General features: G+C 60.5%; 14 protein-coding genes. 7 read left to right on the top strand and 7 right to left on the bottom strand.

The features are described 5' to 3' along the window. Positions 1-190: 190 nt before the first annotated feature. Both SGN16_RS02355 and SGN16_RS02350 read right to left on the bottom strand, forming a co-directional pair. Entirely contained in the window at positions 191-493 is a 303-nt protein-coding gene (locus tag SGN16_RS02355; protein WP_335943787.1) for a cell division protein ZapA, read from the bottom strand. Beyond that, the gene (locus SGN16_RS02350; RefSeq protein WP_210642525.1) at positions 490-720 is read right to left on the bottom strand and encodes a hypothetical protein; all 231 of its coding nucleotides are present in this window, start codon (positions 718-720) and stop codon (positions 490-492) included. Before SGN16_RS02350 ends, SGN16_RS02355 begins: the two co-directional genes overlap by 4 nt. A gap of 258 nt (positions 721-978) precedes the next feature. On the opposite strand from SGN16_RS02350, the gene SGN16_RS02345 reads away from it, so the two are divergent. From SGN16_RS02345 to SGN16_RS02325, 5 genes are all read left to right on the top strand, one after another. After that, positions 979-2,604: a methyl-accepting chemotaxis protein gene (locus SGN16_RS02345; RefSeq protein WP_210642524.1), complete on the top strand. Its 1,626-nt coding sequence runs from the start codon at positions 979-981 to the stop codon at positions 2,602-2,604. Between the two features lie 164 nt (positions 2,605-2,768). Further along, the gene (locus tag SGN16_RS02340; protein ID WP_210642523.1) at positions 2,769-4,511 is read left to right on the top strand and encodes a potassium/proton antiporter; all 1,743 of its coding nucleotides are present in this window, start codon (positions 2,769-2,771) and stop codon (positions 4,509-4,511) included. A gap of 34 nt (positions 4,512-4,545) precedes the next feature. Then, positions 4,546-7,908 (top strand): mechanosensitive channel MscK, encoded by a 3,363-nt coding sequence (gene mscK / locus SGN16_RS02335; RefSeq protein WP_210642522.1) that lies wholly within the window; start codon positions 4,546-4,548, stop codon positions 7,906-7,908. 38 nt (positions 7,909-7,946) lie between these two features. After that, positions 7,947-9,410: a YdiU family protein gene (locus SGN16_RS02330; RefSeq protein ID WP_339101985.1), complete on the top strand. Its 1,464-nt coding sequence runs from the start codon at positions 7,947-7,949 to the stop codon at positions 9,408-9,410. 546 nt (positions 9,411-9,956) lie between these two features. Then, positions 9,957-10,307, top strand: a complete 351-nt coding sequence (locus SGN16_RS02325; protein WP_335943786.1) for a DUF6124 family protein — start codon at positions 9,957-9,959, stop codon at positions 10,305-10,307. Positions 10,308-10,369: 62 nt separating this feature from the next. Here SGN16_RS02325 and SGN16_RS02320 read toward each other — a convergent pair whose 3' ends face one another. From SGN16_RS02320 to SGN16_RS02305, 4 genes are all read right to left on the bottom strand, one after another. Then, positions 10,370-10,771: a transcriptional regulator gene (locus SGN16_RS02320; RefSeq protein ID WP_335943785.1), complete on the bottom strand. Its 402-nt coding sequence runs from the start codon at positions 10,769-10,771 to the stop codon at positions 10,370-10,372. Further along, positions 10,768-11,064, bottom strand: coding sequence for a type II toxin-antitoxin system HigB family toxin (locus SGN16_RS02315; protein WP_335943784.1), 297 nt, complete (start codon positions 11,062-11,064; stop codon positions 10,768-10,770). Before SGN16_RS02315 ends, SGN16_RS02320 begins: the two co-directional genes overlap by 4 nt. 165 nt (positions 11,065-11,229) lie before the next feature. Further along, positions 11,230-11,508: a hypothetical protein gene (locus tag SGN16_RS02310; protein WP_335943783.1), complete on the bottom strand. Its 279-nt coding sequence runs from the start codon at positions 11,506-11,508 to the stop codon at positions 11,230-11,232. A gap of 610 nt (positions 11,509-12,118) precedes the next feature. Then, complete coding sequence (locus SGN16_RS02305) at positions 12,119-13,024, bottom strand: LysR family transcriptional regulator (protein ID WP_210645076.1); 906 nt, start codon at positions 13,022-13,024, stop codon at positions 12,119-12,121. A gap of 207 nt (positions 13,025-13,231) precedes the next feature. Between SGN16_RS02305 and ycaC the strand changes: the two genes are divergently transcribed. Both ycaC and trxC read left to right on the top strand, forming a co-directional pair. Then, positions 13,232-13,858 (top strand): isochorismate family cysteine hydrolase YcaC, encoded by a 627-nt coding sequence (gene ycaC / locus SGN16_RS02300; protein ID WP_109752086.1) that lies wholly within the window; start codon positions 13,232-13,234, stop codon positions 13,856-13,858. Between the two features lie 176 nt (positions 13,859-14,034). Beyond that, positions 14,035-14,457 carry a thioredoxin TrxC gene (trxC, locus tag SGN16_RS02295; RefSeq protein WP_210642516.1) on the top strand — a complete coding sequence of 141 codons (423 nt, stop codon included), beginning with the start codon at positions 14,035-14,037 and terminating at the stop codon, positions 14,455-14,457. A 118-nt stretch (positions 14,458-14,575) separates the two neighbouring features. Here trxC and SGN16_RS02290 read toward each other — a convergent pair whose 3' ends face one another. Beyond that, a complete protein-coding gene (locus tag SGN16_RS02290) occupies positions 14,576-15,346 on the bottom strand; it encodes a ParA family protein (RefSeq protein ID WP_335943782.1) in 771 nt (256 codons plus the stop codon). Positions 15,347-15,502 lie beyond the last annotated feature (156 nt).

Here is a 15,502-nt window from a genome sequence, read left to right as displayed (position 1 = left end):
AATCGCGAGCAAGCTCGCTCCCACAGGGGATTCCCAGTGAACACAAAACCTGCGTTCACCACCGATCCACTGTGGGAGCGAGCTTGCTCGCGATAGCGGTGTTTCAGCCAACACACAGGTAGCCGTGCTGACGCCATCGCGAGCAAGCTCGCTCCCACATAAGCCACACAGTCAACATTCGCTAACGGTTTCAGGCCTGCTGGATCGTCTTGGCAATCACCTCGACCGTGGCGCTGACTTGCTCTTGATAACGGTCGAGTTCCGCTTGATGAACCTTTTGCATTTCGATCTGTTGCGAGCACAGGTTCATCGCTGCCAGTACCAGCAGGCGATCACCGATCAGCGTCGGGTATTTCCTCTTGGTGTCGGCCAGGGCGGCCTTGAGCATCGATGCGGCGTCCAGCAGGGCCTGTTCCTGCCCGGCCGGTGCCTTGATTGAATAGTCCTCTCCCAGGATCGAGATGACTGTCACCCCATCAGCACCGTGCTTCATGCGCTGACAGGACCGGTGCTGGCGCGCTCGATCAGGGCCTGGATACGGGCGGCGGTGGCGCCGTGCAGTTCTTCCTGCTCCATCAGGCTCAGTTGCAGGCTTTCGTTTTCATCCTTGGCCCTGGCAAGTTCCGCGCTCAGGGTTTCGTTCTGGCCAGTGAGATGACGGTTCTGTTGCACCAGGTCGTTGACCAGTTGCTCCAGCTGGCTGAGGGATGCTTCCAACATATTGATTTCCAGGCTTTTTCAAGGGGCGCGTACGATAAAGAAAAGTCACTGCCAATACCACGCTTTACCGGGCGGCAGTGCTTTTGCGGCGAGTTTTAGAGACTGCGTATGGGGAATCTGGTTCCGACCCTTCGTCGCACCGCGGTCTTTGCTCAGTGACAAAAGCACAGGGTGCCCTCAAGACTTTAGTCGTATGACCGATAAGTCAGGGAACAGTAGTCAAGCCCAGCACGGACGCGTCTCTTCCCGGTACTTTCCATGTCTCTACGTAATATGAATATCGCGCCGCGGGCGTTCCTCGGGTTTGCCCTGATCGGCGCCCTGATGCTGGCCCTGGGGGTGTTTGCCCTGACCCAGATGAGCAACATTCGATCGTCCGGCCAAAACATCGCCGAGAACAGCGTGCCCAGCATCAAGGCCCTGGATGAATTCACCCAGCTCACTCTGCGCCTGCGGGTGCTGTCCTATCGTTTGCTGACCAACCGCGAACCGGACATCCAGCAGAAAACCTATGAGCTGTTCGAGCAACGCAACCAACAGATCCGCGCCGCCCAGACGGCCTACGAAAAACTCATCAGCGCCCCGGAAGAACGGGCCGCCTACGATCAATATGTGCAACTGCTGGGTCAGTACCGTCAGCTCGAAGAGCGGATGAAAACCCTGTCGCGGGGTAATCAGATCGAGGAACTGCGGGCATTGCTCAACACCGAACTGCTGAGCAACTCCGAAGCCGTCAACGCAGTCCTTGGCCGCCTGTTGGACATCAATAACCGCCAAGCCGAGGCTTTCAACCAGAACGCGGAGCAACAATATTCGAAAGCGTTCAATCTGGTCGTCGCGCTGCTGGTCATCGCCACCGGCCTGACCCTGCTGTTCGCCTGGCTGCTGACCAACAGCATTACCAAACCGATTGCCAACGCCCTGGACGCCGCCGAGGAAATCGCCAAGGGCAACCTGACCCGGCCGATTACCGTCGACGGCAGCGACGAGGCTGGTCGCCTGCTGCGGGCAATGTCGACCATGCAGGAAAAACTGCGCGACACCCTGCAGCGGATCTCCGGTTCAGCCACTCAACTGGCTTCCGCCGCCGAAGAACTCAACAGTGTCACCGATGAAAGCGCCCGCGGCCTGACCCAGCAGAACAACGAAATCGAACAGGCCGCCACCGCAGTCAACGAAATGACCAGCGCCGTGGAAGAAGTGGCGCGCAATGCGGTCAGCACCTCCGAAGCGTCGAAAAACGCCACCACTTCCGCTGGTGACGGTCGTGATTTGGTGCAGGAAACCGTCAGCGCCATCGAACGCATGAGCGCCGACGTGCAAAGCACCGCAGCATTGATCGGCAACCTGGCCGATGAGTCCCGTGACATTGGCAAGGTGCTGGACGTGATTCGCGGCCTGGCCGACCAGACCAACCTGCTGGCGCTGAACGCCGCCATCGAAGCGGCCCGTGCTGGTGAAGCCGGTCGCGGTTTTGCCGTGGTGGCGGACGAAGTACGCGCCCTGGCTCACCGCACCCAGCAGTCGACCAGCGAGATCGAGCGCATGATCGGCAGCATCCAGAGCGGCACCGAACACGCCGTGGATTCGATGCGCAACAGCACCGAACGTGCCGAGTCGACCCTGAATATCGCTCGCGGTGCAGGTATGTCCCTGGACACGATCAACAGCGCCATCGTCGAGATCAACGAGCGCAACCTGGTGATCGCCAGCGCCGCCGAAGAACAAGCCCAGGTAGCCCGTGAAGTGGACCGCAACCTGGTGAACATCCGCGACCTTTCAGTGCAATCGGCCACCGGTGCCAACCAGACCAGCGCCGCCAGCGCCGAGCTGTCGCGCCTGGCTGTGGACCTGAACAGCATGGTTGGGCGGTTCAGCCTTTAAGCCCCATCTCTGATCTGATCGTTCCCACGCTCTGCGTGGAACGATCAGCTACCCACTCTCCCAACCTTTTTTGACAGCATCACATTTCAACAGGTTAGAATCGCTGGCACGCAGACTGCATGGTCAGTCTGTGCCCGCCCTTCAGTTTTCCCGGAGTAACGCCTTTGACTGCAACGACCATCAACAGCCTGTTCTTGATCGGCGCGTTGCTGGTAGGTGCGAGCATTCTGGTCAGTTCTCTTTCGTCCCGCCTGGGCATCCCGATTCTGGTGATTATCCTGGCCGTGGGCATGGTGGCCGGTGTCGACGGCGCCGGTATTCTTTTCGATAACTACGCCACGGCCTACCTGGTGGGCAACCTTGCACTGGCGGTCATCCTGCTGGACGGCGGCTTGCGCACGCGGGTCTCGAGTTTTCGCGTGGCTTTGTGGCCGGCGCTGTCGCTGGCCACGATCGGGGTATTGATCACCACCGGGCTGACCGGATTGGCGGCGGCATGGCTGTTCAACCTGAACCTGATCCAGGGCCTGCTGATCGGCGCGATCGTCGGCTCGACGGATGCCGCGGCAGTGTTCTCGCTGCTGGGCGGCAAGGGCTTGAATGAACGGGTCAGCGCCACTCTCGAGATCGAGTCCGGCAGCAACGACCCCATGGCGGTGTTCCTCACCGTGACCCTGATCGGCATGCTTGCCAGTGGCGAAACCGGCCTGCACTGGAGCCTGCTGGGCCATCTGGTGCGCGAGTTCGGCATCGGCGCGGTGATCGGCCTGGGCGGTGGCTGGCTGATGCTGCAACTGGTCAATCGCATCAACCTGGCCAACGGCCTGTACCCGATCCTCGTCATCAGCGGCGGCCTGGCCGTGTTCGCCTTGACCAACGCCCTGCACGGCAGCGGCTTCCTCGCGGTGTACCTGTGCGGCCTGGTGATCGGCAACCGTCCGGTGCGCAGCCGCCACGGCATCCTGCACATGCTCGACGGCATGGCCTGGCTGGCGCAGATCGGCATGTTCCTGGTGCTGGGGCTGCTGGTCACGCCCCATGACCTGCTGCCCATCGCCCTGCCCGCCCTGGGCCTGGCATTGTGGATGATTCTGTTTGCCCGCCCGCTGTCGGTCATGGTCGGCCTGTTGCCGTTCAAGGCTTTCCACGGTCGCGAAAAGGCGTTCATTTCCTGGGTCGGCCTGCGCGGCGCTGTACCGATCATCCTGGCGGTGTTCCCGTTGATGGCCGGCCTGCCCCATGCCCAGCTCTATTTCAACCTGGCGTTCTTTATCGTGCTGGTTTCGCTGCTGGTGCAGGGCACAAGCCTGCCATGGGTCGCCAAGTTGCTGCACGTGACCGTCCCGCCCGAGCCCCTGCCGATTTCCCGGGCCGCGCTGGAAGTCCACGTCACCAGTGAGTGGGAGCTGTTCATCTATCGCCTCGGTGCGGAAAAATGGTGCATCGGCTCGCCCTTGCGAGACCTGAAAATGCCCGACGGCACGCGCATCGCGGCGCTGTTTCGTGGCCAGCAATTGCTCCATCCGTCGGGTAGTACCGTGCTGGAAGTCGATGATTTGCTGTGTGTTATCGGCCATGAACACGATTTACCGGCCCTGGGAAAACTGTTCAGCCAAGCGCCGCAACGGGGCCTGGATCTGCGCTTCTTCGGCGACTTCGTACTCGAAGGAGACGCCCAGCTGGCCGCGGTTGCGGCGCTGTACGGGCTGCAACTGGACGGTATCGATCCCGACATGTCCCTGGGCCGCTTCATCGCCCAGAAAGTCGGTGGCGCACCGGTAGTCGGTGACCAGGTGGAATGGAACAACACCCTGTGGACCGTCGCGGTCATGGACGGGAACAAGATCGGCAAAGTGGGCGTCAGATTCCCCGAAGGAAGTCGCCCGGGTCCCGGCTTGTTCCTCTAAACTGCTCCCACTCTCACTTGCTTGACCGGTCTCTATGCCTACCCTGCGCTCCTTTTTCGCCATCGCCCTGCTGGGCCTGAGTCTTTCCATCTGCTCGCTGCAAGCCGCTGAACCGCTCACCAGCGCCTCGGTAGAGGCCAGCCTGGACAAGATTGCCGACCGCAAACTGCCGGAAGCCGAGCAGAAGGCCTTGCAGGCAGTGCTGCAAAACACCCTGACGCAGCTCAACAACAAGGCCGACTACGAACAGAAGCTGCTCGCGCTCAAGCAGCAGTTGGCAACCGCTCCCAAGCAGAACATCGAAAACCAGCGCGAGCTGGCGCGGCTCAAGGGCAGCACGGTGGTGCCGGTTGCGCAACGTTACGCCAACCTGCCGATTCCCCAGCTCGAGCAGATGCTGACGGATCGCTCCACCCAGCAGGGTGATCTGCAAAAAGCCCTGGCCGATGCCAACAGCCTGGTCATCACCGCCCAAACCCGCCCCGAGCGCGCCCAGGCGGAAATTTCCAACAGCCAGACCCGCATCCAACAGATCAACGCCACACTCAAGGCCGGCAGGGACGCCGGCAAGACCCTGAGCAGCGAACAACGCGACCAGCTCACCGCCGAACTGGCAGCACTCAATGCGCTGATTCCACTACGCCGCCAGGAACTGGCCGGCAACAGCCAGTTGCAAGACCTGGGCAACGGCCAGCACGACTTGCTGATGGAAAAAATCGCCCGCACGGAGCAGGAAATCCAGGACCTGCAAAACCTGATCAACCAGAAGCGCCTGGCCCAGTCCCAGGAGACGGTGACCCAGCAGTCCATCGAAGCCCAGAAGGCTGGCGGCAGCAGCCTGCTGGCGACCGAAAGCGCGGCCAACCTGAAGCTCTCCGATTACCTGCTCAAGAGCACCGACCGTCTCAACGAGGTCACCCAGCAGAACCTGCAGACCAAGCAACTGCTGGACAGCGTCACCCAGACCGACGCCGCCCTGGACGAGCAGATCAGCGTGCTAAAGGGCAGCCTGCTGCTCTCCAAGATTCTCTACAAGCAACGCCAGACCCTGCCACGCTTGAAGCTGGACCAGAACCTGGCCGACCAGATCGCCGACATCCGCCTGTACCAGTTCGAAGTCAGCCAACAGCGCGAGTTGCTGAACAATCCAAGCGCCTATGTCGACAACCTGCTGGCCTCCCAGCCGTCGGAGCAAGCCACACCGCAACTGCGCAAGACCCTGCTGGACCTGGCACTGACCCGCGTCGACCTGCTGGAACGCCTGAACCGCGAATTGAGCGCAGTGCTCAACGAATCCATCACCTTGCAGCTCAACCAGAAACAACTGCTCAGCACCGCCCAAAACCTGCGCGAAACCCTTGAAGAACAGATGTTCTGGATCCCCAGCAACAAACCGCTGGATTTCGAATGGATGCGCAGCGTGCCGGTGCGCCTGGAGAAACAGGTCGACTCACTGCCCTGGGCTTCGAGCCTCAGTGAACTGGCCGATGGCCTGACCCAACGGCCGCTGCTGTTCCTGCCCTTGGCACTGCTGATCGGGGCGCTGCTGTGGCGGCGCAAGAGTCTCTATGCCCGGCTGAACAAGGTTCACCAGGACGTTGGCCACTTCAAGCGCGACAGCCAGTGGCACACGCCCCAGGCAATCCTGATCAATATCCTTTTGGCGATGCCGTTGGCGTTGGCCCTGGCGCTGTGCGGCTACGCCTTGCAGATCGACGCCCGTGGCCAGAACGCCAACCTCGGCGCGGCGCTGCTGCAAATCGGCCAGGCCTGGCTGGTGTTCTACACCGCCTATCGCGTACTGGCCCCAGGCGGCGTGGCCGAATTGCATTTCCGTTGGGAGAAACCCCAAGTCGAATTCCTGCAGGGATGGATCCGTCGCCTCGGGCTGGTGGTACTGGCGCTCGTGGCCGTGGTGGCCGTGGCCGAACTGCAACCCTCGGCCCTGGCCGATGACGTGCTCGGCATGCCGGTGGTGCTGACCTGCTACGCCCTGATGGCGTGGCTGCTCAGTCGCCTGCTGCTCAGCAGCCCGACGCACCAGAACACCTCGCTGTTTCGCAAGGCCGTCGGGGTGATGTTCACGGCCCTGCCGATCGCGCTGTTCGTGGCCGTGTGCTTTGGCTACTACTACACCGCGCTGAAACTCAGCGACCGGCTGATCAACACTTTGTACCTGCTGATGTTCTGGCTGGTGATCGAAGCTACCTTCGTGCGCGGTCTGTCGGTCGCGGCACGGCGCCTGGCCTACCAGCGCGCCCTGGCCAAGCGTCAGGCGGCCAAGGAAGCCGGCGACGGCGAAGCGGTGATCGAAGAACCGACGCTGGACATCGAGAAGGTCAACGAACAGTCCCTGCGCCTGATCCGCCTGGCCCTGCTCGGCGGCTTCATCGCCGCGCTGTATTGGGTCTGGTCGGACCTGATCAGCGTGTTCTCGTACCTGGACAACATCACCCTCTACGAATACACCAGCGGTACCGGCGCCAACATGAGCATGGTGCCCATCAGCATCGGTGACATGCTCGGCGCGCTGATCATCATCGGCATCACCTTCGCCCTGGCGCGCAACCTGCCGGGCCTGCTGGAAGTGTTCGTACTGTCGAAACTGAACCTGGCCCAGGGCAGCGCCTATGCCACCACCACATTGCTGTCTTATGTGATTGCTGGCGTCGGCTTCGTCACCACCCTGTCCACCCTCGGCGTGAGCTGGGACAAACTGCAATGGTTGGTGGCCGCGCTGTCGGTGGGCCTGGGCTTCGGCATGCAGGAGATCTTCGCCAACTTCATCTCCGGGATCATGATCCTGTTCGAGCGCCCGGTGCGGATCGGCGACACCATCACCATCGGCAACCTGTCGGGCACGGTCAGCAAGATCCGCATTCGCGCGACCACCATCACCGACTTCGACCGCAAGGACATCATTGTCCCGAACAAGACCTTCATCACCGGGCAGTTGATCAACTGGTCGCTGACCGACACCGTGACCCGGGTGACCCTGAAACTGGGCGTGGACTACGGCTCGGACCTGGATCGGGTGCGCGAACTGCTGCTCAAGGCCGCCCGCGAGAACCCGCGGGTGTTGAAGGAACCGGAACCGATCGTGTATTTCCTGAATTTCGGTGAAAGCACCCTGGACCATGAGCTGCGCATGCACGTACGCGACCTCGGTGACCGCAACCCGGTGCTGGATGAGATCAACCGCTTCATCAACCGTGAATTCAAGAAGGAGCACATCAACATCTCCTTCCGACAGATGGAAATCTATCTGAAGAACCTGCAGGGCCAGGAATACAAACTGGTGCCCGCCGAGCCTGATAAAAAAACCGTCACGCCCGTGCCCTCGACCGTAGCCAACATCAAACCGGTGCCCGAGCCGCCGCAAGACACACTCGACTGATCGCGGGATGCCTTGCAGGCATCGCGCCGGAGACGGCCATGAAAACGCTGGAAACGTTGACCTTCGATAACCGCTTCGCCCGCCTGGGCGACGGTTTATCGACCCACGTGCTGCCCGAGCCCATCGACAATCCACGACTGGTCGTCGCCAGCCCGGCCGCGATGGCTTTGCTGGACCTGGACCCAAGCGAAGCCCAGGCACCGCTGTTTGCCGAGATCTTTGGCGGCCACAAGTTGTGGGCCGAAACCGAGCCGCGGGCGATGGTGTATTCGGGGCACCAGTTCGGTCACTACAACCCGCAACTGGGCGATGGCCGCGGGTTACTGTTGGGCGAGGTGTACAACGAGGCCGGCGAGCACTGGGACTTGCACCTCAAGGGTGCCGGCCAGACACCGTTTTCACGGATGGGCGACGGGCGGGCGGTTCTGCGCTCTTCGATTCGCGAATTCCTCGCTTCTGAAGCGCTGCACGCCCTGGGCATCCCCACCACTCGCGCGTTGTGCGTAATCGGTTCGGACACCCCGGTATGGCGCGAAAAGCAGGAGCGCGCCGCCATGGTGCTGCGCCTGGCGCCCAGCCATGTGCGCTTCGGGCATTTTGAATATTTCTACTACACCAAGAAACCCGAGCTGCATGCCGCCCTCGCCGAGCACGTGTTGAACCTGCACTTCGCCGAGTGCCGTGAACAACCGGAACCGTACCTGGCGATGTTCCGCGAAATCGTCGAGCGCAACGCCGAGCTGATTGCCAAATGGCAAGCCTACGGTTTCTGTCACGGCGTGATGAACACCGACAACATGTCGATCCTGGGCATCACCTTCGACTTCGGGCCGTTCGCCTTCCTCGACGATTTTGACGCCAACTTCATCTGCAACCACTCCGATGACCAGGGCCGCTACTCGTTCAGCAACCAGGTGCCCATCGGCCAGTGGAACCTCAGCGCCCTGGCCCAGGCCTTGACGCCGTTCATCAGCGTCGAAGCCCTGCGCGAAACCCTTGGCCTGTACCTGCCGCTGTTCCAGGCCCACTACCTGGACCTGATGCGCCGCCGCCTCGGCCTGACCCGCGCCGAAGAAGATGACCAGAAACTGGTGGAGCGCCTGCTGCAACTGATGCAGAACAGCGGCGTCGACTACAGCCTGTTCTTCCGCCGGCTGGGCGATCAATCCCCCGAACAAGCCATCGCCATCCTTCGCGATGACTTCGTCGACCTCAAGGGTTTCGACGCCTGGGGCGAGCTGTACATTGCCCGCGTCAGCCGCGAGGGCGTTGTCGATCAGGACCAGCGCCGCACCCGCATGCACGCCGTCAACCCGCTGTACGTGCTGCGCAACTACCTCGCACAGAAAGCCATCGACGCTGCCGAGTCAGGCGACTACGAAGAAGTCCGTCGCTTGCACACGGTGCTGAGCAACCCCTTCGAAGAACAACCGGGCATGGACAGCTACGCGCAACGTCCGCCGGAGTGGGGCAAGCATCTGGAGATCAGTTGTTCGTCGTAACGTTCAGGTTTGCCTGAACGACAGTCATCGCGAGCAAGCTCGCTCCCACAGGGATTGGGTGTTGTCGCAAATATCGCGGCCATACAGTTCCCCAATGTGGGAGCGAGCTTGCTCGCGATGGCGATCTTCAATTCACCACAGACTTCTCAGTCCAACGCTTGAACATCAAGCCAACCCACTCCCTGTAACAGTCAGCGTGTTTATTCCGATGTAGGACCATTCAGGACCAGGCTACGCCGCCTTGCGCCGTTACCTACAACTGCGCCAGAATCCGCCGGTTTGTGCGCCTTGGGGTCGGGCTTTATCGTTTCCTGGTCGCTGAAAATCAGCGATCGGGTTTAGCGATCCGACTCAACACAGACGCAACAATGCCCAGTCTCGATTGCAGTCTTTTACGTCTGCACCTCGCGTAATGGTGGCTGTGCGTGGGAGACCTTCTGGTCTACCCGGGGGTTCTGTGACCCGGATCGCTAACCTGCGTACAGCCGCCACCTTTACTTGTTTAGCGATAGGTCGTGGCGGCTCAACCAATCACGGAGATTCGCCATGTTCAAAGCAACCCCCAACCCGCCAGATACCGATCCAGCCCACCCAAACTCAAAAGAATTCGACGAAACGGCCGAGCGCGTCCTCGACTGCTACCTCAACCCCAAACCCAGCAAACCCGAGGCTGATCCCAGCCAACTGTTCACCGTCGTCAATGGCATCGACACCGAAACCCTGCTCGCCAACCTCAGCGAAAACCTGGCCTCGGCCAACGCCATGGTCAGTGACCTGGCATTCGATCTGAAAGGCTCCAGGCGACACATTGCCATGGGCATTCAGCAACTGATCGAACTGAGTAGCTTGTTGGCGAACCGGGTACTGGACAACGTCGAGCCCCGCCAGTCGACATAGCGCCTCCCCCTGTGGCGCGGGAGCAAGCTCCCTCGCCGCAGTTAGTGCGCCGCGCCAAGCCATCAAATAAAGGTCTCAACCGATACGCCGAAGCGCTCCGCCAACCAGCGGATCTGCCTTAAATTGAGCTGGCGCTTGCCGCTCAATATCTCCGATACCACCGACTGGGCGCCTATGCCCGGCAAATCGCTCTGGCTCAAACCGTGTTCGCGCATCAGATAACGAAGCGCCTCAACGCCAGTGGCCTTGGGCATTGGCCGGTGTTGATGATCCCAGGCCTCGATCCATTCACCGATGATGTCCACCAGGCTCATCAAGGGATGGGCTTCGTCTTCGCCAACCCGCTCCAACAATTCATCGAGCGCTGCAACCAACCGGTCGTAGTCCTCCTCGTTCCTGGGTTTGCGCAGCAAGGGCGACACAAACTCCCAATGGGCGGCGACTTGTTCGATCAGTGCACTCATCCCCGTTCCTCCTTCCACTTGCCTCTGTCGTATTCCTGATGATCCAGCAAACATTTGATGTACAAGCGCTGAGGTCGGTAGCGAACCACAGCGATCAGTCGCAACTTATTGCCACCAATATCGAACACATGTAGCGGGCCGACCTTGTCGGTTGCGGGAAAAATAGATTTCATCGCAGCGAAGTCAGACGGGCTGTTGCGTTTGATAAGCCGATACCATTGATCCAGCGAATTGGCGCAGTGAGGCCATTTTTCCTTGGCCTCCCAAATGCGTTTCTCGGTAATCACATGCATGCAACATCCTTATCGCATTTTGCTATGGAGGAGTTAAACACAGATCCAGCCCATCGCAAATTGCGATATAGCCGAATAAGACAGATGGTCGCCCAAGTGCTTTTTTAGCCTAGTGACTCAAGGCTTCAGGCTTCGGCAAAGAATGTGAGCGGATGTGAGCCCTGCTCAACCTACCTTATCGTTCCCCTGCTCAGGCGTCTCGATGCCCGGTTCTGTCTCGGTCCCCTCTTCGCCAGCCGGTTTGCTCGGCGGCTTTTCCTCGGGATAACCAGGCAGGCCACGGGCGTCTTCGGGGGTCAGCTCATCCCGTTCGTGGCGACGATCAATGGCGTAGGGCGGGGCGGCATTGGGGTCTTCATCGCGGCCGGCGGTGCCGAGGACGAAGCCGTCGTCATTAGGGTTGTCCACTGCCTGGGGAGTGGTTGGGTCTTGAGGATGGCTCATGGGACCTCCTGAGGTTGCAAACAGGTACGTGGTGTCTTTTTTGAGGCCATGACACCTTTTCAGTGCGGCGCACCTGATGAATGGCAGCCTTGAGTGCAAGCTCCACAATGGGATTGGAGTACGAGTGGGAGAGCCTGGCCAGCTGTCAGGCCGCCTTCGCGAGCAAGCTTTGCTCCCACAGGTCCAGCTCAAACAGCTCTGATTGGTGTACACCGCCCGCAAGAACCAGGCCGGCTGTCAGGCCGCCTCGCGTTGGACGTAGATTTTGGCGCCCCGTTAACCACGATGGCCGAACGCAGGCATTGTGGAGTGGGCATCCCGGCATGGATGCCGGGATAGCCGCGCTGGGCCATGGATGGCCCTTCGCGGCGGGCCCACGGAGCAATGCCGGAGTGAGGGCACACCGAGCCTAGGCGAGGTGCCGAGTGGTGGGGCAAAAGCGTTTTGCTTACTTTTGCGCTTCTCAAAAGTGAGCCGCCGTCAGGGCGGAACCCTAAGTGGCCGTTACCGCAGAAATGGATATGTACCCGGTCCCCCCCCGACCAACTATCAGGCCACCATCGCAAGCAAGCCCACACAAGGGAAATACGCTGGCATAGCTGCCTCCACGCTACGCCATATCACTCTGGCTGAATTCTTCGGCGAGAAAATCAATCAACGTGCGCACCGAAGGCAGCAACCCGCGCCGCGAGGCGAAGATCGCATGGACGATCCCGCACTTGGGCGTCCAGCCAGGTACCAGTTCCACCAGCCGCCCAGCGGCCAGGTCTTCGCGCACCACCACGGCGGGCAAGTGGGCGATACCGATGCCCGCCAGCACGGCGTGACGCAGGGCCAGCAGGTCATCGGTGACCATGCGCGGTTCATGGCGGATCAGCGCGCGGGTGCCGTCCGGGCCGAACAATTCCCACTGATATTCGCGCTGCGCCGCGCCCCAGTGCACGCTCGGCAAACCGTTGAGGTCCGCCGGGGAGGCGGGTGAAGACAAGCGCTCGCGGTAAACCGGGCTGCCCACCAGGCATTGGGTGCTGTTGCCCAGGACTTTCATGACCATGTCGGTGTTTTCCAGTGGCGGAAAGCGCACCCGCAACGCGATATCGAAACCCTCATGGATCAGGTCGACCCGGCGGTTGGTGCTCTCGATGAACAACTCCACCCGCGGGAACTTGAGCATGTAGCGGGTCAGCATCGGCCCGACCCAGCTGTTGAGCAACGCTGTCGGGCAACTGATGCGCACCAGCCCCTGGGGTTCGGAGCGGTTGCGTTCGATCACTTCGGCCGCGCTCTCAGCCTCGACCCGCATCGCCAGGCAGCGCTGGTAGTAGGCCTGGCCGATCTCCGTCAACGAGCAATGACGACTGGTGCGATGGATCAACCGCACCCCAAGGCGCTCTTCCAGTTGGGCGATCCGCCGGCTGAGCTTCGACTTGGGCATGTCTAGCGCCCGGCCGGCAGCGGCGAAACCGCCGTGCTCGACCACCTGGGTGAAGTAGTAAAGCGTGTTGAGGTCTTCGATGATCGTTCTCCAAATAGAACGCTAAGGCTGATTTTCGCAGTCTAGCGCATCAAAGGTGCCAGTTTTAATCTACACCCATCGAAACGCAACACGGATTGACGCCGGAGCGCTTCGACCGGATGAGTCACCGATCAATCGCTACACCGACATTAAAAACCTTAACCACGCCGAAACCTTCGGCAACCAAAACTTAATGAGGGCTAAGCCATGACTACTTCCTACAACCGTCTCGACAAAGATAACGCCGCCGTTCTGCTGGTAGACCACCAGGCTGGCCTGCTGTCCCTGGTGCGTGACATCGACCCGGACCGCTTCAAGAACAACGTGCTGGCCCTGGCCGACCTGGCCAAATACTTCAAGTTGCCAACCATCCTCACCACCAGCTTCGAAACAGGCCCCAACGGCCCGCTGATGCCAGAACTCAAGACCCTGTTCCCGGATGCGCCGTACATCGCCCGTCCCGGCCAGATCAACGCCTGGGACAACGAAGATTTCGTCAAGGCGATCAAGGCCACCGGCAAGAAGCAACTGATCATCGCCGGCGTCGTCACTGAGGTCTGCGTGGCCTTCCCGGCCCTGTCGGCCCTGGCCGAAGGTTTCGAGGTGTTCGTGGTCACCGATGCCTCCGGTACCTTCAACGAGCTGACCCGTCAATCGGCCTGGGACCGCATGTCTTCCTCGGGTGCGCAACTGATGACCTGGTTCGGCCTGGCTTGCGAACTGCACCGCGACTGGCGCAACGATGTGGAAGGGCTGGCGACCTTGTTCTCCAACCACATCCCGGACTACCGCAACCTGATGACCAGCTACAACACGCTGACCAACGCTAAATAAGCGGCAGCAATAAGCGACCCTGTGGGAGCGAGCTTGCTCGCGATAGCAGTCTGATAGTCGATGCATCATTGACTGGTAGACCGCAATCGCGAGCAAGCTCGCTCCCACAGGTTTTTGCGGTGGTTTCTATATAGTGTTCAATCTATATCGATGATTTTTTTCTGGAGACTGACCTGATGCTGATCCCCTGCCCCCACTGCAACGGGCTCAACCGCATCCCCGCCGAACGCCTGGGCGACCAGCCCAAGTGCGGGCGCTGCAAGGCCCAGGTGCTATTGAACAAGCCGTTCGAACTCAAGCAAGGCGACTACGCCAGCCAGATCAAGGGCGACCTGCCGCTGCTGGTGGATGTCTGGGCCGATTGGTGCGGGCCCTGCAAGGCCTTCGCGCCCGTGTTCGAACAGGCCGCCGCGCAACTGACGGGCAAATGCCGGATGGCCAAGCTCGACAGCGAGGCCAATCAACAGTTATCGGCGCAGTTGGGGATCCGCTCGATTCCCAGCCTGATTCTGTTCAAGGACGGTCGGGAAGTCGCGCGCCAGAGCGGGGCGTTGCCGTTGCCGCAGTTGATGGGTTGGTTGCGTAGCCAGGGGATTTGAATCAAAGCACTCATGTGGGAGCGAGCTTGCTCGCGATAGCGGACTGACAAACAACCTTCATGTTGAATGTGCCGCCGTCATCGCGAGCAAGCTCGCTCCCACAGTAGATCTCGATCAATCAGGCGCCTTCGAGCAACCCATGCAACTCCACGAACTGCAGGGTCAGCTTGTGCCGCGGGTCCAGGTGAATCAACGGCAGGCTGGCCTGGTGGGATTCGCGCATGCGCACCGAGCTGCTCAGGTACACCGGCAATACCGGCAAGCCTTCGGCAATCAATTCGTCGAGGATCTGCTGCGGCAGGCTGGCGCGGGCCTGGAACTGGTTGACCACGATGCCTTCGACTTCCAAGCCTTCGTTATGGTCGTCCTTGAGCTCTTCGATTTCCGCCAGCAACCCATACAGCGCCTGTCGGGAGAAGCTGTCACAGTCGAAGGGGATCAGCACCCGGTCGGCGGCGATCAACGCTGAAACCGCATAGAAATTCAGCGCTGGCGGGGTATCCAGATAGATCCGATCGTAATCCTCTTCCAGCTCTTCAAGCAGTTTGCGCAGCTTGTTGATCTTGTGCTTGGCCTCAAGCTTGGGCTGCAGATCCGTCAGTTCAGCGGTGGCGGTAATGACGTGCAGGTTGTCGAACGGCGTTTCGTAGATATCCACCTTGTTCTTTTTCGAAAAGGGCCCGGATGACAGGGTTTGCTTGAAGAAGTCGGCAATCCCCATGGGAATGTCATCGCCGGTCAGGCCCGTCAGGTATTGCGTGGAGTTGGCCTGGGCATCCAGGTCCACCAACAGCGTGCGATACCCCTCGCTGGCGCTGACCGCCGCCAGATTGCAGGCGATGCTGGATTTGCCCACGCCACCTTTCTGATTGAACACCACACGCCGCATGTCAAAACCTCCGTGTATCAAAGATTCCCGAGTGTAGTTGGCCGCGATGCCGCTTAGCTACCTTCTGCGTAGAAGGACTACGGCAACAGTGGCTTTTCCAACAATCGAAACGTCAATTCGCCCGGAAAAGACAGAAAGAACCGACAGACAGGCCGG

This window comes from Pseudomonas sp. G166, from assembly GCF_037027455.2.
Lineage (GTDB): Bacteria > Pseudomonadota > Gammaproteobacteria > Pseudomonadales > Pseudomonadaceae > Aquipseudomonas.
Note: the sequence above shows the minus strand (reverse complement) of the source record. Positions and strands in the feature narration are given on the sequence as shown.

Excerpts from the sequence above, each read along its gene's own strand:
- SGN16_RS02320 (WP_335943785.1), bottom strand. The coding sequence starts at position 10,771 with ATGAGTGCACTGATCGAACAAGTCGCCGCCCATTGGGAGTTTGTGTCG.
- SGN16_RS02325 (WP_335943786.1), top strand. The coding sequence starts at position 9,957 with ATGTTCAAAGCAACCCCCAACCCGCCAGATACCGATCCAGCCCACCCA.
- SGN16_RS02310 (WP_335943783.1), bottom strand. The coding sequence starts at position 11,508 with ATGAGCCATCCTCAAGACCCAACCACTCCCCAGGCAGTGGACAACCCT.
- SGN16_RS02290 (WP_335943782.1), bottom strand. The coding sequence starts at position 15,346 with ATGCGGCGTGTGGTGTTCAATCAGAAAGGTGGCGTGGGCAAATCCAGC.
- SGN16_RS02355 (WP_335943787.1), bottom strand. The coding sequence starts at position 493 with ATGAAGCACGGTGCTGATGGGGTGACAGTCATCTCGATCCTGGGAGAG.
- ycaC (WP_109752086.1), top strand. The coding sequence starts at position 13,232 with ATGACTACTTCCTACAACCGTCTCGACAAAGATAACGCCGCCGTTCTG.
- mscK (WP_210642522.1), top strand. The coding sequence starts at position 4,546 with ATGCCTACCCTGCGCTCCTTTTTCGCCATCGCCCTGCTGGGCCTGAGT.
- SGN16_RS02330 (WP_339101985.1), top strand. The coding sequence starts at position 7,947 with ATGAAAACGCTGGAAACGTTGACCTTCGATAACCGCTTCGCCCGCCTG.
- SGN16_RS02315 (WP_335943784.1), bottom strand. The coding sequence starts at position 11,064 with ATGCATGTGATTACCGAGAAACGCATTTGGGAGGCCAAGGAAAAATGG.
- SGN16_RS02345 (WP_210642524.1), top strand. The coding sequence starts at position 979 with ATGTCTCTACGTAATATGAATATCGCGCCGCGGGCGTTCCTCGGGTTT.
- trxC (WP_210642516.1), top strand. The coding sequence starts at position 14,035 with ATGCTGATCCCCTGCCCCCACTGCAACGGGCTCAACCGCATCCCCGCC.
- SGN16_RS02350 (WP_210642525.1), bottom strand. The coding sequence starts at position 720 with ATGTTGGAAGCATCCCTCAGCCAGCTGGAGCAACTGGTCAACGACCTG.